Raw genomic sequence first — 20464 nt, 5'->3', positions numbered from 1 at the left:
CGTTGTGCGGAGGGTGACGCTGAGTTGCTGAACCAGCCCTCGGGTCTGGTGCGGGTTTGGGTGACAGGTTGACCTGCCCTGCATCAGCCCCAGGAGCACCCCGGCAACGCCGAATCGCGCGACTTGTTGCAGGTTGTACGCGAGCGTGGCCCTGCCGTCGTCGTAGACCGAACCACACTCCTGGCAGACGCCTGACGGCTGAGGTTCAATGACGGGTTTTCATGTCCGTGACGCCCAGAAGCGGCAGTGGTGACCGACGGCCAGATCGGTCTGGGAAATCCCTCCGCGCGCGGAGTCCAGCGACTGGGTGGCCGGGAACCTCGGCCAACGGGGCAGTCCCGCCCTGTTCGGATCGCCCTGGGCGGCGAACGCGGTCCAATACATGATCATCGATTCGGACAGGTTCCGCTGCGCGGGGTCGAGCGGCACGGAGGTGCCCTCGATGTCGAACAGCAAGGGGAGCTCCGAGCCGTGAAAGGCGCCGGGCGGGTAGCCTTTGGGGAAGATGCCAAGGAAGTCCGGGACGTTCGGCTCGGCGAACTCGAAACTGAAGACGGGCACGTGCCGGGCCAGAAGCCGGTCGGCGGCGAGGGTCGGGCACACCCATCCGACGTCGGTGCCGACCGAGGCCCAGGCCAGCGCGGCCGGGGAACCCGACTGGCCGGAGTACGCCTGGGGCGGATACCGAGCGTAGACGCGACGGGCCATGCGCTCTCCGAAGGACGTCGCCAGCAGAGCCCGGTAACGGGCGTCATCGATGGGCTTCTCCGCCTCGAAAAGGCTCCCGAACAGCCGGTGTTCGTCCCGGGTGTTGCCCTGCATCACCGGTACCCGATGGAAGGCGCCGGTCCGCAGTGCCTTGACCGGGTCGGTGGGCAGTGCCCGGGTCCCGAACGCCGGCGTGACGAACTGGCCGTTCAACGCCAGGAGCTTCCCGGTGTCCGTCCGGCGCAGGCATGCCGGTGCGTCCGGTCCCGTGCAGCCGAGCCCCGCCGCCGCCGCGGCGCCCCGAGCCTGCACGGCCGTTCGGGGCGCCCAATAGGAGATGGCGTCGAGCCCGGGGCCCATCACGTTCTTGGGCCAGCTCTGCAGGCAGGATCCACTCTGGATGATCGCGCGCTGGAAGAGCCCGGCCGCCGGGGGCGAGACCATCTGGGCACAGACGCTCGCCCCGCCCGAGGACTCTCCCATCAGCGTGACGTTACCCGGATCGCCGCCGAACGCCTGCGCGTTGGCCCGTACCCAGCGCAACGCGGCCCGCTGGTCGGCCAGAGCGTAGGTGCCCGACCCGTCCATCCGGGGATGGCCGAAGAACCCGAACACGCCGAGCCGGGAGTTGACGGTGACCACCACAACGTCGCCCGTGGCGGCCAAGCGGCGGGCGTCGAAGTCGCTGCCCGAACCCGAGCTGAACGCTCCGCCGTGCAGGTACACCACGACCGGCCGGCGCTCAGAACGGTTCCGGCGGGGGCCGGTGACGTTGAGGTAGAGACAGTCCTCGGAGGAATGCGCCGCGACGCCACCGGTCTCATCCAGTTGGGCGCATGCCGGTCCGGGCTCGCTCGCGTCCCGTACCGCCGTCCAGGGACGAGGACGGACCGGCGGGCGCCAGCGCCTGAACCCGGTCGGCGGCTGGGCGTAGGGAATGCCCTGATAGAGCTCCGTGCGTCCCGTCGCGACTCCGCGCACCGGACCCAGATCGGTGCGCACCACCGGGCCGGCCCCGCCCGTCGTGACCGACGCACCGACCGCCGGGACGCTAAGGGAGATCGTCATCAGGGCCGTCATGACCCATACCGGCTTGGCCGTCCGCCGCCTTCGTCCCATGCCCGGCTCAGCCATCGCCTGACATCAGCCAGCTCTTCAGCAAGCGGGTCCACTTGCGGTTGGAGGTGGTCTCCAGGAACGTCTTGTGATCCACCATCAGGTAGATCTCGCCGGCCGTGACCGTTTCCACGATGAGCGGCCTGCCCGAGTTCAGCAGACCGCCGACGAACCGTCCGTACAGGTCGGTGTACTCATTGGTCACCGATCTCACTTCCGCCGGCCGCAGCACGAGATCGGACCCGCCATGCCAGCCGCCGATCATGAGGCGGTCGTGATGGAGCTCCAGTCGTCCGGTCCGCGGGAACAGCACCCGCTGGTCCACCCCCGCGGCGATCCGGTGACCTCGTTTGCGCCGGGCGAGCTCCTCGGCCGGGGAACCGACGTACGAGCCCGCCGCAAGGGGAACCTTCGATTCGCTCATGATCCCAGGATCCCGCCATGCCCGGTACGCCCACAGCCTCCAAAAGTAGGCAACGCGAAGACTTTGGTCGGCCGGTACGGTTCTTACCTCAGGCCAGGGGAAAGACAGCGTTGGCGAGGCCATCATCGACACCTTGCTGGAAGTCCTCGATGAGCACGCGGACGATGCACGGATCGCGGCGGCGCTGCGCGAAGCACGTGGCGAACCGGTCCGGGAGTATGGGTGACAACGGTCTTTCCCGACTGGCCGGGGAGGCTGAGTGCCAGAACTGCGGGCGTACCGTGCGGGTGCACGCCCCCGGGGCGGCGACGGCAACGAGTTGCACACCTACTGGCACAAGGACGGCCGCGATCGTGACCGGTGGTGCCGGTCGTTCGTCGACCTGCTGGACACCGGGCGGGTGGCGGCCGGACCGGCGGCCAGAGTATGAGCCGCACCGTCGTCCCGCTGACCAGCACCACGTTGGGCGAGGCCGCCAATACCGTGGACCTCCCCAAGCCCGCCGTCCGCCTCCGCTGGCCGAAATTGGCACCCGGCCCCAGACGATTGCCGGGTCCGCCCGTACGACCGCAATGAACGACCGGCTCCGTTGTAGCGCCGCGCCATAAAGTCCCCAGGCATGTATCCGGCCAAGCGTCCGGGCCAAGGCCAGGCAAACGGCGGCATCGTCGTCGACACCCGCGCCCGCCTCGGTTACACCGCGCCGATCAGGTCGACGGACCAGGACCGCATCCGGCACCCTGACCGTCGCCCTGCCGCCCCGCTACGCCGCCCGTCTCTTCGACGCACAGGAAGCCGGCGCCAGCGACGCCCGGCTCCAGGAGATCGCGGCCGAAGCGCTAGAGGAGGTGTACTTCCAAGACGGCGGCCGCCGCGCCGGCAGCCTGGAGGAGGTCCGGTTCACGGACATCGAGCACCTCGAGTTCGACCTGTAGATCTCCCAGCAGCGAGGGCCCGAACAGCCTTCTTGTGACTGAGCGGCCTGGGTGGCCACTGAGCGACTCAGTTGGCCACCCTGCGCCCGGCATTCATGATCATCTATGCCTGTTCGACGGACCGCTGGGTGGCAGCCGCTGTGTGATCCGGTCGAACAAGTCCGTCAGCGGCTCGCCGACGTCCTGACCGAACTCGGTCAGCCCGTAGGTGACTTGGGGCGGCGTCGTCGGCTCGACCTCCCGCCAGACCAAACCGTCCTGGACCAGTGCGCGCAGTGTCTGAGCGAGCATCTTCTCGCTGATGCCCTGGATGCTGTCACGCAGCTCGAAAAACCGAAGATCGTTGCTCCGCAAGGAGATCAGCACCCAGATACCCCACCTGCTGGTCACGTGATCGACCACGTCGCGCGCAGGGCAGTCGGTGTGAAACACCTCATACCGATTGCCCGCCTCGGCCTGCGTCAACTGCGCGCCTTCCCCCATGTCCGGAGCTTACCTCTAGGTATGTCCTTACGAAAAGTAATCCCATCTCCTAGCGTCAATTGCCGCAGTGCACAACGGACTAGGAGCTGAACATGATCGTGGTAACCGGGGCTACCGGGAATGTGGGCCGGCCTTTGACGCAGACCTTGGCCGATGCCGGCGAGCAGGTGACAGCGGTGTCGCGGCACGCGGCGGCGGTGCCGGACGGAGTCCTGCACGTGCCGGCTGACCTTGCCGAGCCGCAGGGCCTCACTCCCGCGTTGGACGGGGCGAAGGCGCTGTTCCTCCTGCTGTCCGGCGAGCTGCATGCCCCCGACGCCAGGCCGACCGAGATCATCGACCTGGCCGCGGCCAGCGGGGTCCGTCGGGTCGTCCTGCTGTCTTCGCAGGGCGTGGCGACCAGGCCGCTCGGCCCGTCGCGGATCGCGATGCGCGCGGTGGAGGACGCGTTGAGAGAGTCCGGCCTGGACTGGGCCGTCCTGCGACCGGGTGGCTTCGCCTCCAACGCCTTGGCCTGGGCGGAGTCTGTCCGCACGCAGAGGATGGTCGCCGCGCCCTTCGGCAACGTCGGGGTTCCGATCGTCGACCCGGCAGACATCGCCGAGGTCGCGGCGGCCTGCCTGCTGGACGACCGGCACACCGGCGGAGTCTTCGAGCTGACCGGGCCCGAGGTGATCACGCCGCGTCAGCAGGCGGAAGCCATCGCCGCCGCGCTCGGCTCGCCGGTGCGGTTCCACGAACTCACCCGCGAGGAGGCCAAGGCGGCAATGACCCAGTTCGTGCCCTCGGAGCTTGCCGACGACACCCTGGACATCATCGCCGCCCCGAACCCCGGCGAACTGCGGATCAGTTCGGACGTGGAACGAGTCCTGGGCCGCGCCCCGAGCCCCTTCAACGACTGGGTCGCCCGTAGCATCGCCGCTTTTCGTTGAGGTACAACTCAGGTGTAGCGCCCGGGCGGCTTCGTGCGACTACGGCGGCACGGGGCCGACCCGTGGCGCCACTTCCCGCCACCAGCCAGAACTCAAGAGCCGGAGCGACCGGACGGTCAACGCGTTGAAGAACTTCCGCGCCGTGGCCACGAGGTTCGACAAACGCGCCTGCGCGAGGTGCAGTTCCGGCACGACGTGATGGCCGTGCAGCGCATCGTGCGCACCGCGCTGTTCGGCTGACGGCCGGACTGCATCGGGCTGAGGGCCGGACTGCATCGGATGGTCAGGGCGTGTTCAACTCGAAGCGTTCCACCAGCACTTCGCCGCGCCACCGACGCGGCGGGCCCCTGGACCCGGCACGCCGCGGGAAGTTGCCGATGGGCATGCTGGCGCGGTAGATGTTGCCTTCGTCGTCGGCGAAGAACATGTGCATGTTCGTGTCGTCGCCGATGAGGGTCACGTCGAGGGGGCCGACCTTCCGGCCTTCAACGTCTGGGAGGGTGGTCGTGAAGAGTTCCTGCTGCGGGCCCCAGCCGTTGGGGTTGGTGGGGTCGCTCGAGGTGCGGTAGGAGAAGCTGTATGGCCAACCCCCGTTGTAGGCGAGCACCCAGAGGTTCTTCGGGGCGAAGTCGAGTTCCAGCGGTAGGTCGACGGAAGAGCACACGCGTTGCTCGCCCCGGACAGGCCGGTCCATTTCTGGTTGGCGCCGCCGGTGCACGACCAGAGCCGCACCTCTGTGCCGTTGGCCTTGCCCCAGCCCGCGACCTCCAGGCACAGCCCGGACCGTACGCCGACGATCGTGCCGTCGGGGTTCACCCGCCACTGCTGGTTGTCACTGCCGTTGCACGTCCAGATCTGCACCGGGGTCCCGGGCGTGGTGGCGCCGCCCCGGACATCCAGGCACGTGTTGCCGTACACGGTCAGCTGGTCGCTGTTGGTCAACGTCCACTGCTGGTTGACTCCGCCGTGGCAGTCCCAGAGGTGCACGTTCGCGCCGTCGGTCTGACTGAAGCCCTCCACATCGAGACACCGGCCGGAATCAACACCGCGCACCTCGCTGGTGGTGGCCGCCTGAGCCGGACCGGCGACGAGCAGCGCCGCCAACGCCGCCAGAGCCGCGACCACGGCGGCGAGCACCGCCGACGGATTTCTGCGGCTGAAACTACGTCTGCGCATAAGGACCTCGTCATCCTTGAGCAAGCGACTCCGGTCTGCCCCGTCAGAGGCTGTCCGGATGCCGGTGTGGTACGACCCCGGCTGCCCGATATGCCGAACGATGGTCGAAGTACGATCGCGAGATCGCTAGACATCCCATGAATGACGTCAATACTTCTCGCGAGATCCGTGGGCAGAAACGTTCGCGAGCTGAACCCAGGCGGCTTCAAGTCCCGTGGCTGTACCGGCCTTTGGCGTGTGGGGCGGGTAGCGGTGCGGGCGCGGGCTTGGTGATCATTACGGACCCTGACCAGGTCGCTCACCTGAGCCGCTGGTTCGGCTCGGTGCCCGGCCCGCGCTCGCGGCGGGGCCGGTGGCACTCACTGACGCCGGTCCGGTCGACGTGTGCCTGCGGCGGTCGTCTGCGGTGCGGGGAGCGCGACAACTCGCCGAGCGGGGTGCGAGGCCGGGCGAGCAGTCCTGCTCGTCCCGCACCGCAGCGACGCGTCCGATGAGGGCGCGCTGCCCGGCGACTACCGCAAGGCCGCACACCCGGACAAAGCGCTGCCCCGGATCCGCTGACCGGGCGCACCGCCCCCACCCCGCAGTGGAAGACATCGACCATGCCCTCGGCTGGTCACTTCCGGAGCCGACGCTCGCCACGCTCACCTCGGATCGCGTGCTCCTTCCGGATCCCGCCGCCGAACCCAACGTATGGCCAGGGTTGCTTGCCGCCGCCCGTTGCCCACGTCCAACTCCGAAGTGCGGGGCCTGGGTTCCCAGCGGTGAGCGCGGCGGTGCCTTGACCGGTGGGCGTGGTTCGGTGCCAGTGTCAGTGTGTTCGGGCCGCGGCGGCGTCGCGGAGGAGTCCGGCGAAGGTGAGAGCGGCGGGGGTGAGTGAGTGGTCGGCCATGCGAACGAGGAGGATGCGGCGGACGGGGGCCGGCGGCTGGAGGGGCAGGACGTTGACGCCGGGTCGGATGCCCTCCAGGGCCAGGGTGGGGGCGAGGGCGACGCCGATGCCGGCGGCGGCCATGGCCTGGGCTTCCTGGTAGTCGTGGGCCTCGTAGGCGATGTGGGGCTCGAAGCCGACGGCGCGGCAGCCGCGGACGAGGGCTTCGGCCACCGGGTGATGTTCGGCGCGGGTGATCCAGGGGTCGTCTGCGAAGTCGGCGAGTGAGGCGGCGTTACGGCCGGCGAGTGGATGGTCGTCGCTGACGAGAAGGGCCGGCGGGTCATCGAGGAGTGGGGTGACGACGATGTCCTCCCGGTCGATTCGGCTCCAGTCGTAGTCCCACATGAGCGACATTTCGATCTCCCGGTTCTCCAGCATCGTCCAGAGCCCGGAGATGCGGGCGCTGCGGACGGTCAGCCGTACGTCGGGGTGGGCGTCGCGGAAGGCGATCACGGCCTGCGGGAGGAGCGAGGCGCCGACGGTGGGGAAGGTGCCGATGCGCAGTGTGCCTGCGCGCAGGCCTGCGTGGTCGGCGAGTTCGTTTTCCGCGGCCTGCAGTTCGCGTTCGATCCGTTGCCCTCGTTCGGCCAGCGCCCGTCCGGCGTCGGTGACGGTGACACCCCGGGCGTGGCGTTCCAGCAGGGGCTGGCCTGCCTCTGTTTCCAGGCGGCTGATCTGCTGCGATACCGCTGACGGGGTGTAGTTGAGGGCGCGGGCTGTCGCGGTCACCGAGCCGCGCCGGGCGACCTCCGTGAACAGCAGAATGCGCCGGACGTCGAGCATGCCGCCACCTCCAGCGTTCACTTCACCTTAATAGCCATGCAGATTTCCGAGATTGTACTTCACGCTGCTGTCACCCACCGTTGAGGACACCACGCACGGCAAGACCGTCGGTGGACTTCCCTTTCCCTGTCTGTGAGGAGTCAGTTGTGCTGCGTCTGCAGGGCGAGATGATCCGCGGAGGAACCAGCAAGTGCTGGATCTTCGACCACCGCGACGTGGCCGCCACGGGCGTGGACGTCGATGCCCTCCTGCTCGCCGCCTTCAACGCCGCCGACCCTCGTCAGATCGACGGCGTGGGCGGCGCCTCCTCCACCACCTCCAAGGCCGCCGTCGTACAGGCGTCGACCCGACCCGGTGTAGACGTCGAGTACGCCTTCGCACAGGTCGGGATCGGCGACGAGCGCGTGGAGTGGGCCAGCAACTGCGGCAACTGTGCCACCGCCGTGGCCCTGTACGCCCTCCACCACGATCTCGTGCCGATCGCGTCGGACACCACCACCGTCCGCATGCTCAACATCAACACCGGGGCCCGCCTCACCGGCACGATCCCCACCCCCACGGGCGTGGCCCCGGAGCAGGGCACGGCCGTGGTGCCGGGTACCTCGGCACGGGGCGTGCCGATCCTGCTCGGGTTTCAGGACCCGGCGGGCTCGACGACCGGCCGCGCTCTGCCGACGGGCCGGGCACTGGACGAGCTGACCGGCTCGGACGGTCCCGTCGAGGCATCCCTGGTGGACGCCGGCGCGCCGGCCGCGCTGTTCGAGGCCAAGGCGTTCGGCCTCGACGGCACGGAATCCCTCACCGTGTTCGCCACCGCAGTGCCCGCGCTGACACTGCTGCGCCGCCAGGCAGCGCTGGCCATGGGCCTGGCCCACGAGGGCGATCCGGTCAGCCACGCGGTGCCGAAGGTAGGCATCGTCGCCCGGCCTGCCCCCTATCGCACCACACAGGGCATCCTCGTCAACCAGGACGAGTACGACCTGGCCGTGCGCATGGTCTCCATGCACGCCCCACACCCGGCGATCGGCCTGACCTCCGCCGTGGCCCTGGCCACGGCCGCCGCCACCCCCGGCACCCTCGCCCACCGCGTCGCCCGGCAGACCGCCGACGGCACGCTGCGCCTGGGCACCCCCGCCGGCGTAATCACCACCCAAGCCGTCCCCGCACCGGACGGCGCGTCCCCCACGGTGCTCCTGCACCGCGCCGCCCGGCGTATCGCCCGAGCCGAACTCCTCGTTCCCGTCCTGGAAGGACGCCCCGCATGAGCCGCAACGACGCCGCCCCGGGTACCGTCACCGCACCGTCCGGCCGCATCCGCCGGATGCTGTCCCATCTGTACATCCAGTGCCTGATCGGCGTCCTCCTCGGCGCCGCCGTGGGCGGTCTGTGGCCGTCCGTCGGCGCTGACCTCAAGCCGCTCGGCGACGGCTTCATCGCGCTGGTGAAGATGTTCATCGCGCCGATCATCTTCTGCACGGTCGTCCACGGCATCGCCTCCATGGGCAACGCCCGCGCGGTCGGCCGCGTGAGCCTGAAGGCTCTGGTCTACTTCGAGGTGCTGACCACCGTGGCCATGGTGATCGGCCTGGTCGTCGTCAACGTCGTCAAGCCGGGCAGCGGTCTGCACATCGACCTCTCGAGCCTGTCCGCCAAGGGCCTGCCACCGGAGGCGACCACGGCCCACGAGGGCTTCGCCGAGTTCGTCCTCGCCATCATCCCGGCCACCCTGGTCAGCGCCCTGACCGGCAACGAGATCCTGCCGGTGCTGCTGGTATCGGTGCTGTTCGGCTTCGGCCTGCACGCCAGCGGGGAAGCCGGCCTGGGCATCGCCCGGGGCATCGAGAAGTTCTCCACGGTCCTGTTCACGCTCATCCGGTGGATCATGCGGCTGGCCCCCATCGGTGCGTTCGGCTCGATGGCCTTCACCATCGGCAACTACGGCCTGGGCACCCTGCGCCACCTGGCCCTGCTGGTCGGCTCGTTCTGGCTGACCGCCCTCTTCTTCGTCCTGGTCGTCCTCGGGACCGTGATGCGACTGAACGGACTGCGACTGCTGCCCTTCCTGCGCTACATCAAGGAAGAACTGCTGATCGTCCTGGGCACCTCCTCGACCGAGCCCGTCCTGCCGCGCATGATGGCCAAGCTCCAGCACGCGGGCGCCTCGAAACCGGTCGTCGGCATCACGCTGCCCGCCGGGTACTCCTTCAACCTCGACGGCACCGCCATCTACCTGACCATGGGCTCGGTCTTCCTCGCCCAGGCCCTCGGTATCGACCTCAGCCTCACCCAGCAACTGGCCATGCTCGCCGTCATGCTGCTCACCTCCAAGGGCGCCGCAGGCGTCACCGGCTCCGGCTTCATCGCCCTGGCCGCCACTCTCAGCGCCGTCCCGCACGTCCCGGTCGCCGCCCTCGCGCTGATCTTCGGCGTCGACCGGTTCATGTCCGAAGCCCGCGCCCTGACCAGCCTGGTCGGCAACGGCGTCGCCACCCTGGCCGTCGCCCGCTGGGAGGGCGAGCTCGACGAGGACCGCGCCAAGGCCGTCCTGAGCGGCGAGATTCCCTACACCCCTGCCTCCGCTCCCTCCGCGGCAACAGTCGAGCCCGATCCGAAGCAGACGCCCGCACCCGAGGCGATGCCCGAAACAACCCGCGCCCCGGTCCCCGCCGCAAGCTGATATCGCGTGGGCCGGCCCGGAGCAGATGCTCCGGGCCGGCCCACCCATGTCTCAACAGGACGTCGTACTCGCCGTCCGGGCTGGTCAGGAGCGTCCGGCCCTCCGGTACGCCCAGTCTTCCAACCGCTGATCAAGTCCGGCGAACGCCGCGCAGAACTCCCGCGGAGTCTGCCGTTTCGGTGACCAGGGATCCGCGGATTTCCCGGCGTGAGCGAGGTACCTGTCCGTACGATCCGGCGGGAGGTGCGTCAGGTGGCCAGGGTCTCGGTGCCGGCGACCGTCTCGCCGCGGAGGTGCTGTCAGCGGTCGAGGAAGGTGTTCACCTCGGTGCCGAACTGGACGGCGTACTGGTAGGGGAAGCCGTGGCCGACGTCCGGGTAGATGTGCAGCTGGGCGTTGGGGAGGTGCTTGGCCAGCAGGTGGGAGTTCTTGGCGGGCATGAGGATGTCGCTCTCGCCGTCGGCGACCAGGGCGGGCTGGAAGAGAGCGTGGAGACGGACGAACTTGGACTTGTCGGGGATACCCCACTTGGACCACGCGGTGAGCTGGCGGTCGCGGGTGGCGAGGCTGGAGGGGGCGTCGTCGGGGTCGGTGGTGCGCTGCCCGAGGCGCTGCAGGAACTCCTTCCCCGCGGCCTGGCTGGAGGCGGTGTGTTTGAACAAGCACGCGCGTGTCGGGCAGGGCGGCGCGCAATTGTGCGGTGGCCGAGATGCCGTCCAGGTGCGGCAGCCGCACATCCATGAGGACGAGGTCCGGGGGACCGGGCCCGCAACTACCGGTGAAGAGCGGCAAGGCACCGGATGCCTGCCCGGACCCGGGGCCGGGACACGGGCTGGTTTCCGGACGCCGGACGCTCGCAGCATCCGAAGCCGGCACGTGGTCAGGCCATGTCCCGTGGGGTGGTGCAGTCAGGGCAGCCGTTTCGATTCCGGTCGTGGCGTGATCTGCGGTTCGGGCGGGGCCGGCCGGGTGGCGAAGAGCTCGGCCATGGAGGCTTCGGAGAGGCAGCGGCGGCCGAAGACCTGCCATTCGTCGCGGAGTCCGGCCAGGACCGCGGCGGCCAGCCGGTCCAGGGCGGCGGAGTCGGGGAAGACCCGGACGACGCCGGCCCGCCGCTTGACCTCCCGGTCCAGCCGTTCCGGCGGGTTCGTGGACCAGATCTTCTTCCAGTACGCCGGCGGGAAGTCCGCGAACGCCGTGATGTCTATGGCGGCGTCCAGCAGTATCCTCTTGACCTGCGGGAAGTGTCGTCCGGGCATGTCGGCGACCACGTCCAGCCGGGTGCGGACGGCCGCGGCAGTGGTCTGCGCGAAGCGGTGCGGATGGTAGCCGCCACCCTCTCTCCCGAGCCCTTCTCGATCACGCCGAAGACCAGGGGTGGGATGATCCTGTCCTCTCCGGTACGCCTGGCGACGCGTCGTGTACCGGTTCGCCGGTGACCGACGAGGAAGACGAAGGACCGATGACGCTGAACGTGGGCCAACGGGTGCGGCTGGCGGCTGATCTCCGGTTGGCCGGGTCGGTGACCTCAGCCGGGGAGTCCCCGCAGGAGACGGGTGCCTTTGCCGCCTCGGTGGCCCTGGCAGCAGGCATCGAGGGCACTGTCGAGCGTGTGGACGAGCATCACCGGCAGCAGAGCCACGAGGTCCGCGAGTACGTGCGCCTCAAGTCGCTCCTCGACGACTTCGGCCACCAGATGCCGCCGGTGAGCAGAAAGCAGCTGGAGGAGCAGGTGGGGGCCCTGGAAGAGCAATGGGTCGCCTACCAGCGACAGATGTCCCGCGTCACGGTCCGCGTCCGGCTCGACAACGGATTCGTCCTCGACGATGCCCCTGAGGAGGCTTTCGCCTCCGCCTGACCAGGTGTCGGGGCGCCCGGTGTCCGCGTGCTGGCCTGTCAGTCGAGCAGAACACCGGCTTCGGACCATGGACGCGGATCTTCCGCCCCGCTCAGGGTTGCATTCCGTCGTGGCACGCGCCGGACACCCGACACTGGGGCGATGCCGGGCAGCTCCCGCCGGCCGGACACAACCCCGGCAGCCTGGACAAGGACCCGGCCGACCCGGCGCCGTGCGAGGCCCCGACGGACACCCGCTCCTCAACAACCTGCCGCGCTTCCACCTCGCTCGCCCAACAGCCCGCGCCCCGGGCCGAGGTGCTCGTACACCTCCTCGTACAGCTTCTCCGCCGGACCGCGTTCGCGCGCGGGCAGGTAGTGACACCCCAATGCGCCCGCACCAGCCGCGCAACCCTCAAGGGCGGCGCGGTCAACGGTCCCGCTCGTATGGCGCGTTGGCGAGGAGCGAACTGCTGGTGGGGTCCCCAGCTCTGCTGCCGTTCGGCTGAAATCAGTGCATGGGGCGCGGCAGGATCCCGAGGATGGCCAACTGTCGACCGTAGGGAGTGGGCATGGGCTGCATCTGGACACCGGTGCGCAGCGGTTTCACGGAGAAGCCGAAGCCCGCGGTCGTTACACCTACGCACCACCCAAGGGCGATGGCAGCAACGTACTTGCTGCCGTCGACTTCCTGAACTGGCTCGACTCCCAGCACCTGAACCTCCGCCGACTCCAGCAGCCGCAGCTGGACACGTGGGCAACCGACAGGCCAACCCTGCGCTCGAGGTCGCTCCCCTTCCTCCACTGGAGCATCGCCCGACGCCTTTGCCCACCCGGCCTCGTGATCGAGCACCCAGCCTCACAACTACCAGGCCACTTCCAAGCCGACGACGACGCCCGAAACGAGCTGCTGCGCTGCTTCAACGACACCATGTTGCCGTTGGACGTCCGCGTCGCGGCTGCTCTCGTCCGCCTTTACGCCCTTCCCCTGACCCGCATCGTCGAGCTCACCGAAGACCACATCAGCCGCGACCAGAAGCACACCTACCTGGCGGTCAACCGGCACCCCTTCGTCCTCCCGCCCAAGCTCGCCCGTCTCATCGACGATCAGCTCCGACACAGCAAGCCCCAGCACAGCACCACGGCCGGACGAAAGTATCTCTTGCCCGGCCAGAGCCCTGGACGCCTCCGTAACCCCCTCGGCCTCGCCGACACACTGAGGCGCCACGGTCTGCCAGCCCGCGCGGCTCGGAACACTGCCATGATGGACTCCCTGGTCGACCTGCCGCCCATGATCATCGCCGACCTGCTCGGCATCCACCCCAAGACAGCCGAACGCTGGGCCACGCTCGCCGGCGAGAACTGGTCCGACTACGTGTCGTCGCTGACGTGACTGGGCTGAGTGCCTGAGGCACTGATGCGGCTCGCGGGATGTGATGGTCAGCGGATCGTGGATCTAGACGCCGCCGTGACCTGGAAGAAGACTTGGAGCCACATCCGCTGACGGGCATGGTTGCCCCCGGACGAGCCTGTGCCGGCAGCCTGCCCGTTCACGGGCGCGGATCCTCCTGCGCAGCGCCGGCTTCCGGAGCCATGGTGTGTTGCCCGCGGAGATCCTCCGCGACTTCGTACGCCCGATCCGGGTCGTAGACCGTCACCGTCTTGGCCGGTGAATGCATCGCCATGGCCCGGGGCGTGTGCTGGTAGCTGCGGACGCCGTGGCGGACAGCCAGCTCGTCGACCGCGCCGACGGGCACGTGCCACAGGGCAGCCAAGTGTGATCGCGTCCACCATTCCCCCGGGCATGCGAAGTTCCGGTCGACCGTCGCCCGGTACTCCACCGCTACACCAGCCGAACCGAGTTGGCTGGTCAACCAGGCGAGCAGTGCCTCTGCGCCGACCTGGGACATCGGTGCCTGAAACCCCGGCTCGCACTCCACCGTCCCGCGACGCGTGTGCAACACCACTTTGAGCGACTTTCGTTGGCTCAGCCTGAGCCCTTCGACAACGACGACGCTTCGCAGATCAGCCGCAGCGACGATCGACGAACGCAGGGAGCGTGCGATCACGAGTTGTTTCGCATTCCCCTGAGGGCGGAACTCGATCCACCGCACCATCGTGGCCGACACCGTGAACATCAAGGCCAGGGCGAGCCCGATCACGGCCAGGGCTGTCAGCCCGAGACCGACCCAGACGATGGCCCAGAGCAACCCGGACTCCGTGAGCACGGCGATCACCAGCATCGGCAGCAGCAGGGGGGTCGCCATCCACAGCGGGACCATGACGCTCCCGCCGAGCGTGACACCGAACTCCCGGACTCGACTTGGCACGAACACCAGCCGACCACCCGCTGCCGTCGCCGACACAACTCCCGCCAGCGGGTTCGTGCTTCGAGTGGCCATGGGACAAATATAGGTATCAGTCGAGACATGCGTAAGAGGTCTGAACAGCACGGCAGTTCCACGTCCGCGAGGGCCCCCTTTTGACCGCTCGCCGCGGGCGCCGATCGTCTTCCTCTGCTTGCAAGATCCCCGACAGCGTCAGGCACTGAGCTACGGAACTGCTCAACCTGTGGGCGAATACTGCAACTGTCGAATACCGACACTCCACCAGTGGCATGTCGACACGGTGGACACGGAGATCGTGGCGATCGCGGGCTCCCCGGCCCGCCCCGCCCTACCTCTTCGTCCGGCTCCCGGACGGCACCCTCGCCCAGACCGCGCAGCTGGACAGCAGCCAGCGCGCCGCCGTCGGCCGGGCGCGCGTCGCGGTCCCACACTCGAACAGACCGGAGGAATGGAGCTCCTCCAGCGCTGCCCTTGGCGAGGGATTAGGACGGCTCCGACGCCGTGATCACACTAGCCACGACGAGATCATTTCAGTTGCCGTCGCCCTTTCCCGTGGCCGATCCTGTGTGCTCGGTCAACGAGGAGGACACGTGGGGCTCGTTCTGTTCCCAGGAGACAACGACACCAGCAGCCCGGACGTGTCCTGGTCCTACACCGGCTTCGGAGTGTTCCGGCGTTGGCTGGCGCAGGCCGAGGGGTTCGCACTAGGGCGTGTTGTGACAGTGCTGGTCACAGCGTCTCGTTGAGGACTGTGACCAGCATGGTCGCTTCTGTGGCGGCAAGTGGCTGGTCAGTTCACCAGCAGGTCGATCACTCCCGTCAGGTCCTCCTCGCCGCTGCCCTCGGCCAGGCGGCGGCGCATCAGCCCGAAGTACGGGCTGAGCAGTTCCGGGCTGACACCCTGCTGCTCGGCGGTGCTCAGGAAGGTTGGCGTGCCAGCCACCTGCATGGCGAGGTTGGAGACGACGCCCTTGGTGTAGTCGCCGCTCCGCAACTGGTCGGCGGTCTGGTGAACTGCCGGGGCCATCGCGACGAGCCAGTCGGCGAGCAGCGGGGCGAGCGCCGCGGGGTCGATGTCCTCCTTGCGGATCAGGGCGAAGGCGTGCGCGGCGCCTGCGAACATCCCGTACATGGCGCTGAGAAGGGCCACGTCGTGGAGGGCCGCGAAGCCCGCGTCCTCGCCGACGTAGGTAGTGCCGGCCGGGACGCTCAGGGTCTCCTGGTGCCGCTCGAACAGCTCCCGCGAGCCGCTGTAGAAGACGTAGCCGCCGGTTTCCGGGACGCCGATCATCGGAGGGACGGCCATGATCCCGCCGTCCAGGTAGCGGGCGCCGCGCTCGCGCGCCCACTCTGCGCGGGCGCGGGCCTGGGCGGGGGTGCTGGTGGTCAGGTTGACCAGGTCCCTGTCGGCCAGGTCGGTGCCGGCCAGCACCTCATCGACCGAGGTGTCGTCCAACAGGCAAAGGAGGATCAGGGTGTTCGCGGCGACCGCCTCAGTGGCGGTGGCCGCGACCCTTGCACCCTCGGTGGCGAGCGCTGCGGCGCGGGCTGGGGTGCGGTTCCAGACGGTGAGTGGGTGGCCAGCGGCAAGCCAGGTGCGGGCCAGCGCGGTGCCCATCGCACCGAGGCCCAGCATCGTGACGGGAGTCTTCTCAACAGTGTTCTGTGCCATGCCGATTAGGCTGGTCACAGGTCCGGAGGTGTTCAAGTACGCACTTGGTAGTGGGTGGTTACCTCGGGGTGAGCAAGCACGTCAGAAGGGTGGGGCATGACGACGCTGAACCGGCCGGGCACACCAGACGGACACGTCTGCGGGATCGACACCGCGATGGAGGTGATCGGCGGCAAGTGGAAGGTGCTGATCCTCTGGGCGCTCCACGAGCATCGCCACCGTCGCTTCGGCGAGCTGCGTCGACTGCTTCCGGGGATCACCGAGAAGGTGTTGGCCTCTCACCTACGTGAGCTGGAAGCGGACGGCGTCGTGCACCGCGTCTCCTACGACGAGGTGCCGCCCCGCGTCGAGTACTCGCTGACCGAGGACGGCATGCGCCTCAATGACGCACTCCAGCCGCTGGCCGCCTGGGGCCGAGAGCGGCCTACCATTCGACGGCTAGAGGAGCAGGCAGGCTAGGGTCTGTTGTGAACGTGCTGGTCACAGCCACTCGTTGATGGCCGCGACCAGCACGGTGGCTTCGTAGCGGACGGCGAGTTGGTCGTATCGAGTGGCCACCGCCCGGTGGCGTTTCAGCCGGTTTATGCCGCACTCCACGGCATGGCGTTGTTTGTAGTCGTTCTTGTCGAACTTCGGTGGTCGTCCGCCGTGGGAGCCGCGCTTCTTGCGGTTGTGAACATGGTCGGCCTTCTCGGGGATGGTGCAGCCGATCCGGCGTCTGCGTAGGTAGGAGCGGTTGGCGCGGGAGCCGTAGGCTTTGTCGGCGCGGACCTTGTCCGGCTCGGTGTCAATGCCGCCGGGAGGCTCTTTCTGGAGATCCCCTTTTTGCGGGCGCCCGCGGCGTGCTGATGGGCGCGGCAGACGGTGGAGTCCACGCTGAGTCCCAGGTGATCAAGCCGTTCGCGTCGGCTCGGTCTGGAGCTGTTCCAGGATCCGCTTCCACGTCCCGCTGCGCTGCCATCGCCGGAACAGGTCGTAGACCCGGTCCCACGGGCCGTATCGCTCGGGCACGTCCCGCCAGGGCGTTCCGGTACGGGTACGCCACCGTATGCCGTCGATCAGCTGCCGCCTGGTCCAGATCGGCGGCCGCCCCGGCCTTTTCCCGCGCGCCAGCAGCGGCTCCAGCCGTGACCACTGCGCATCCGACAGGTCTCCACGTGCCACAGCACATGATCATCCACAATCAAGATCCACTTTCGCAACGGACCCTAGCCGCATCACCGGTGCGGAAGATCCGGTCCAGGCGGTGGTCCAGGACGGCGATGGCAGACTCCGGGCTGCGCTGGCCGACGAGGATGCTGGTGCCGAGTCCCGCAGACATGGCAAGCAGGCCGGCTGCCTCCAACTGCGCGTCCACACCGGGCTCGAGCAGAGCTGCCTCTTGCGCCTGCCGGAGGAGATGGGTTACCGCGTCTTCTGCGGCATCCGGGTTCTTGATGAAGGGTTGGGCGGCGAGCGCCTGGTCGGTCACGGCCAGAACGGCGTACGAGGTGTAGACAAAGTGGAAGGTGCGACTGTCCTCGTCGGTCGGCAGCGCCGCCATCAGCAGCGCCTCGATCATTTCCCGCGGACCGGGACTGCCCCCGGCGGCCTGCACACGGGCGGAGGCCCGTTCCCCGAACCTCTCTGTCAGGTGCTCCAGTCCGAAAAGCAGCAGCTTCTCCTTGGTCTCGAAGTAGTACTGCACCAGCCGCAGCGACACGCCCGCCTCTGCTGCCACATCGCGCATCCCCACGGCATGCAGCCCGCGTCGCCCCGCGACCCGGACCAGTGCCTCGGCGATCTCGGTGCGCCGTTCTGTGTGGTCCACGCGCTTGGGCATCGGCCGTTTCTCCGCTCGTAGTTCCACTGTTGCGGCCCAGTGGGACCTTAATGATACAGGCGTACCAAAATGGTGGTACGTTCGTATCACGAAAATGAGATCCGGAGGTGCCCGTGTCCAAGACTGCTGTCCGTGCCCGAGCCGACATAGGCCGCTACGTGAGCGATGCCTGGCGCGACCGCTACTTCGCGGCCTGCGACGCGGTCTATGCACTGGGCGCACCCGCGCTTGCGGAAGAGGACGTAGAGACGTCCTTCGGCACCACGCACGTCTACCGCTACGGCTCCGTGAACGAGGCCGCTCGATCCCGCACCCCCGTCGTCCTGGTACACGGAGCGGGCTCCTGCTCCGCCATGTGGTACCCGAACACCCTCGCCCTCAGTGCCGACCGCCCGGTCTACGCGATCGACACCCCGGGTGATCCCGGCCGCAGCGTGCAGCGCGAATCGGTCCACCAACCCGAGCGCGCCGCGCAGTGGCTGGACGAGACCCTCGCCGGACTCGGCCTCGACCGCGTGCACCTCGTCGGCACCTCCTACGGCGGATGGCTCGCCCTGAACCAAGCGCACCGCAGGCCCGGTCGCCTCGCCTCGGTCACGCTGCTCGACCCCGGCGGCCTGGAGAAAGTGGGGCTGCGCTTCTTCGTCTGGATCTTCGCCGGCCTCTTCGCGACCTTCGCGCCCAAGGCACTGCGCCCGCGGCTGGCGGCCTGGCTGGAACAGCCGGTCCTCGTCATGCCGGAGCTGCGCACGATGATCAGAACGGCCGTTCGCGCCTACCGCATACGCCGCCCGGCCCCGCTTCCCCTGTCCGAGGAGGAGCTGTCCACCATCCAGACTCCGCTCTATCTGGTGCTCGGCAAGCGAAGCCTCCTCGTGCATCCGCAGCGGCAGGCGGAGCGGGTGCCGCGCCTGGTCCCCGGCGCCCGAGCCGAGATCATCTCTGACACGGGCCACGGGCCGCAGATTGACCACGCCGAGGAGATCAACCGCAGGATGCTGAACTTCATGGCATCCGTCGAATGACAATCGCCGCCCACGCCGACGGGGCCAGGACAGTCTCATTTGGGCGACGTCCCCAGCCCATGGCCGGGGGGCCTGCCCTGGTCAAGCTGAGTGTCGGATGCCCGTGCGAGGATGCCGAACGTGATCGGTTACGTGGCGTGTTTCCTGCTTGGCTTGGGTGTAGGCGGGCTGTACCCGCTAAGGCGTCTCCGGGCAGTTACGGCCAAGCTCCACGATGTAGAGAAATCCGAACTCCAGGATGTACAGGAGTCGGTGACTGCCTACGGGGAGGAGGTGGTCGCCTTGGAGTTCGACGTCGACGGTACTGATGCCACGCCCGCGGTCTTGGAGGAGTACCGGGCGGCCTTGGCCGCGTACGACCGGGCGGGTGCGGCCCGTACGGCATCCGACGCGCTGACCGCCCTGCACGATGGCCGCGCCGCCATGATCCGTCTCGATGCCCGGCGCCATGGCCGACCCGTCCCGATCGACGCCCTCCCGACACACCTCGCTGCCCCTGTACACCCGGAGCCGCTCACCGGTACCGGCGAACGCTATGTGTCCACGGGGCAGGGCAAAGGTAAAACCGAGATCCTCATCGACCGTCCCGAGCCCGGCCGCCCTGCTCTTCTGGAGATCGATGTCACTGGTCACGGCCCTTTCGACATTGAGCCCGTGATACGCACCGAGGACCTGACCAAAACAGGCATCAGCCTGATCACGGCCCTGCACGGTGAGTACCACGGCCGGGTCTATCTGCGGGAGGACGCCACTCACCTGCGGGTCACTGCCCGAGAAGGCGTGGACCGTTGGTCGATCCGAATCGCTCCGCTGTCGGCCGCGACCGTGCTCGCCCCCGAGCATCGTGGCCACACCAACGAGGTGCTTCATTACACCGGTGGACCTGCACTGCTCACCATCCAGTTCCAGAATGAAGCTCACTGCATAGTCCGCTACGTGTGCCAGTGCGGAGAGGGCGATTTGACCTGCCGATGCAGACCGCCCGCGTGGCCCAAGGACACTCCCGGCAATGACTACTGGAGCGCGAAGGGTGAGGGGCGCGCCACGCTGCGCCTGCCCCGTCCTGGCTTCCTGCTGGTCGGCGGCGTCAGCGACGCCTGGTACCTGACCACCCAGCCGATAGACATCCCGTCGCCGTCCCCGCGCGGGCGCAAGCGACGGTGACCGCGGTGGCACGGTGACCATTGTGGCTCCCCATATTGTCCAGCTGCCCGTCGATCCGTCGCCGATCAGCCTGGCCTACCCTCATAGACATCCTCTCCAGGCGTACGCGTTCGAGGACACGCTGGAGGTGTGGGCGGTGACGGCCCGGCCCTCGTTGGCAACGGGAACCCACTGGGGAGCGAAGAGCAGCGCGGTCACGTCCGCGGGAGTGGTGTAGTGACGGCCACTCGGTGATCTCGTTTTGAGGCTATGCGGTGAGTTCTGTGGGCAGGGCGGTCTCGTCGGTTTCTGACTCGATCGGGTGGAGGCGGGCTTTGGCGAGGAGTTCGATGCCCATGTAGCGGCGGGCTTCGGTCCATCGGAAAGTACCTGGTCACACCGGCCATTACTCATGGAACAGGCGTACAATGAAAGCACCGGAAGTACTTC

Annotated in this window: 19 protein-coding genes and 5 pseudogenes; 12 read left to right on the top strand and 12 right to left on the bottom strand. The window is 68.4% G+C overall.

Annotated features, from left to right (window positions below; genetic code table 11):
• Positions 1-219: 219 nt before the first annotated feature.
• The gene (locus tag AB5J56_RS02170) at positions 220-1776 is read right to left on the bottom strand and encodes a carboxylesterase/lipase family protein (RefSeq protein ID WP_369229429.1); all 1557 of its coding nucleotides are present in this window, start codon (positions 1774-1776) and stop codon (positions 220-222) included.
• Positions 1777-1834: 58 nt separating this feature from the next.
• Entirely contained in the window at positions 1835-2248 is a 414-nt protein-coding gene (locus AB5J56_RS02165; protein ID WP_369229427.1) for a hypothetical protein, read from the bottom strand.
• 259 nt (positions 2249-2507) lie between these two features.
• Between AB5J56_RS02165 and AB5J56_RS02160 the strand changes: the two genes are divergently transcribed.
• Both AB5J56_RS02160 and AB5J56_RS02155 read left to right on the top strand, forming a co-directional pair.
• A complete protein-coding gene (locus tag AB5J56_RS02160) occupies positions 2508-2678 on the top strand; it encodes a hypothetical protein (RefSeq protein WP_369229425.1) in 171 nt (56 codons plus the stop codon).
• 228 nt (positions 2679-2906) lie between these two features.
• A pseudogene (locus tag AB5J56_RS02155) lies at positions 2907-3183 on the top strand (XRE family transcriptional regulator); the annotation flags it as partial.
• 99 nt (positions 3184-3282) lie between these two features.
• Here the strand turns inward: AB5J56_RS02155 and AB5J56_RS02150 are convergent.
• Positions 3283-3666 (bottom strand): winged helix-turn-helix transcriptional regulator, encoded by a 384-nt coding sequence (locus AB5J56_RS02150; protein ID WP_369229423.1) that lies wholly within the window; start codon positions 3664-3666, stop codon positions 3283-3285.
• 92 nt (positions 3667-3758) lie between these two features.
• Here AB5J56_RS02150 and AB5J56_RS02145 point away from each other — a divergent pair, with 92 nt between their 5' ends.
• Positions 3759-4598, top strand: a complete 840-nt coding sequence (locus tag AB5J56_RS02145; RefSeq protein ID WP_369229421.1) for an SDR family oxidoreductase — start codon at positions 3759-3761, stop codon at positions 4596-4598.
• A gap of 364 nt (positions 4599-4962) precedes the next feature.
• Here AB5J56_RS02145 and AB5J56_RS02140 read toward each other — a convergent pair.
• A pseudogene (locus tag AB5J56_RS02140) lies at positions 4963-5774 on the bottom strand (non-reducing end alpha-L-arabinofuranosidase family hydrolase); the annotation flags it as partial.
• 384 nt (positions 5775-6158) lie between these two features.
• Between AB5J56_RS02140 and AB5J56_RS02135 the strand changes: the two are divergent.
• The gene (locus AB5J56_RS02135) at positions 6159-6335 is read left to right on the top strand and encodes a hypothetical protein (RefSeq protein WP_369229419.1); all 177 of its coding nucleotides are present in this window, start codon (positions 6159-6161) and stop codon (positions 6333-6335) included.
• Between the two features lie 250 nt (positions 6336-6585).
• On the opposite strand, the gene AB5J56_RS02130 is transcribed toward AB5J56_RS02135, so the two are convergent.
• Positions 6586-7491 carry a LysR family transcriptional regulator gene (locus AB5J56_RS02130; protein ID WP_369229417.1) on the bottom strand — a complete coding sequence of 302 codons (906 nt, stop codon included), beginning with the start codon at positions 7489-7491 and terminating at the stop codon, positions 6586-6588.
• A gap of 146 nt (positions 7492-7637) precedes the next feature.
• Between AB5J56_RS02130 and AB5J56_RS02125 the strand changes: the two genes are divergently transcribed.
• Both AB5J56_RS02125 and dctA read left to right on the top strand, forming a co-directional pair.
• On the top strand, positions 7638-8756 hold the full coding sequence (locus AB5J56_RS02125) for a PrpF domain-containing protein (RefSeq protein ID WP_369229416.1): 1119 nt from the start codon (positions 7638-7640) through the stop codon (positions 8754-8756).
• A complete protein-coding gene (gene dctA / locus AB5J56_RS02120; protein WP_369229415.1) occupies positions 8753-10168 on the top strand; it encodes a C4-dicarboxylate transporter DctA in 1416 nt (471 codons plus the stop codon). Before AB5J56_RS02125 ends, dctA begins: the two co-directional genes overlap by 4 nt.
• A 299-nt stretch (positions 10169-10467) precedes the next feature.
• Here the strand turns inward: dctA and AB5J56_RS02115 are convergent, their stop codons facing one another.
• Both AB5J56_RS02115 and AB5J56_RS02110 read right to left on the bottom strand, forming a co-directional pair.
• Positions 10468-10830: an alpha/beta fold hydrolase gene (locus tag AB5J56_RS02115; protein ID WP_369229413.1), complete on the bottom strand. Its 363-nt coding sequence runs from the start codon at positions 10828-10830 to the stop codon at positions 10468-10470.
• Between the two features lie 246 nt (positions 10831-11076).
• A pseudogene (locus AB5J56_RS02110) lies at positions 11077-11528 on the bottom strand (transposase); the annotation flags it as partial.
• A gap of 75 nt (positions 11529-11603) precedes the next feature.
• On the opposite strand from AB5J56_RS02110, the gene AB5J56_RS02105 reads away from it, so the two are divergent.
• Both AB5J56_RS02105 and AB5J56_RS02100 read left to right on the top strand, forming a co-directional pair.
• On the top strand, positions 11604-12026 hold the full coding sequence (locus tag AB5J56_RS02105) for a hypothetical protein (protein WP_369229411.1): 423 nt from the start codon (positions 11604-11606) through the stop codon (positions 12024-12026).
• A gap of 56 nt (positions 12027-12082) precedes the next feature.
• A pseudogene (locus AB5J56_RS02100) lies at positions 12083-12288 on the top strand (transcriptional regulator); the annotation flags it as partial.
• A 581-nt stretch (positions 12289-12869) separates the two neighbouring features.
• Here the strand turns inward: AB5J56_RS02100 and AB5J56_RS02095 are convergent.
• Complete coding sequence (locus tag AB5J56_RS02095; RefSeq protein WP_369229409.1) at positions 12870-13124, bottom strand: hypothetical protein; 255 nt, start codon at positions 13122-13124, stop codon at positions 12870-12872.
• A gap of 141 nt (positions 13125-13265) precedes the next feature.
• On the opposite strand from AB5J56_RS02095, the gene AB5J56_RS02090 reads away from it, so the two are divergent.
• Positions 13266-13397 carry a hypothetical protein gene (locus AB5J56_RS02090; protein ID WP_369229407.1) on the top strand — a complete coding sequence of 44 codons (132 nt, stop codon included), beginning with the start codon at positions 13266-13268 and terminating at the stop codon, positions 13395-13397.
• Between the two features lie 157 nt (positions 13398-13554).
• Here the strand turns inward: AB5J56_RS02090 and AB5J56_RS02085 are convergent, their stop codons facing one another.
• Both AB5J56_RS02085 and AB5J56_RS02080 read right to left on the bottom strand, forming a co-directional pair.
• On the bottom strand, positions 13555-14406 hold the full coding sequence (locus AB5J56_RS02085) for a hypothetical protein (RefSeq protein WP_369229405.1): 852 nt from the start codon (positions 14404-14406) through the stop codon (positions 13555-13557).
• 736 nt (positions 14407-15142) lie between these two features.
• Positions 15143-16024 carry an NAD(P)-dependent oxidoreductase gene (locus AB5J56_RS02080; RefSeq protein ID WP_369229402.1) on the bottom strand — a complete coding sequence of 294 codons (882 nt, stop codon included), beginning with the start codon at positions 16022-16024 and terminating at the stop codon, positions 15143-15145.
• Between the two features lie 96 nt (positions 16025-16120).
• On the opposite strand from AB5J56_RS02080, the gene AB5J56_RS02075 reads away from it, so the two are divergent.
• On the top strand, positions 16121-16483 hold the full coding sequence (locus AB5J56_RS02075) for a winged helix-turn-helix transcriptional regulator (protein WP_369229400.1): 363 nt from the start codon (positions 16121-16123) through the stop codon (positions 16481-16483).
• A gap of 21 nt (positions 16484-16504) precedes the next feature.
• On the opposite strand, the pseudogene AB5J56_RS02070 reads toward AB5J56_RS02075, so the two are convergent.
• Both AB5J56_RS02070 and AB5J56_RS02065 read right to left on the bottom strand, forming a co-directional pair.
• Positions 16505-17188 (bottom strand): annotated as a pseudogene (locus AB5J56_RS02070) (IS5 family transposase).
• A gap of 19 nt (positions 17189-17207) precedes the next feature.
• Positions 17208-17846 carry a TetR/AcrR family transcriptional regulator gene (locus tag AB5J56_RS02065; protein ID WP_369229398.1) on the bottom strand — a complete coding sequence of 213 codons (639 nt, stop codon included), beginning with the start codon at positions 17844-17846 and terminating at the stop codon, positions 17208-17210.
• 113 nt (positions 17847-17959) lie between these two features.
• Between AB5J56_RS02065 and AB5J56_RS02060 the strand changes: the two genes are divergently transcribed.
• Positions 17960-18871 carry an alpha/beta fold hydrolase gene (locus AB5J56_RS02060; protein WP_369229397.1) on the top strand — a complete coding sequence of 304 codons (912 nt, stop codon included), beginning with the start codon at positions 17960-17962 and terminating at the stop codon, positions 18869-18871.
• 282 nt (positions 18872-19153) lie between these two features.
• Entirely contained in the window at positions 19154-20035 is an 882-nt protein-coding gene (locus tag AB5J56_RS02055; RefSeq protein WP_369229395.1) for a hypothetical protein, read from the top strand.
• Positions 20036-20464: the final 429 nt, after the last annotated feature.

This window comes from Streptomyces sp. R21 (assembly GCF_041051975.1).
GTDB lineage: Bacteria > Actinomycetota > Actinomycetes > Streptomycetales > Streptomycetaceae > Streptomyces.
This window is presented reverse-complemented; position numbering and strand designations above follow the sequence as displayed.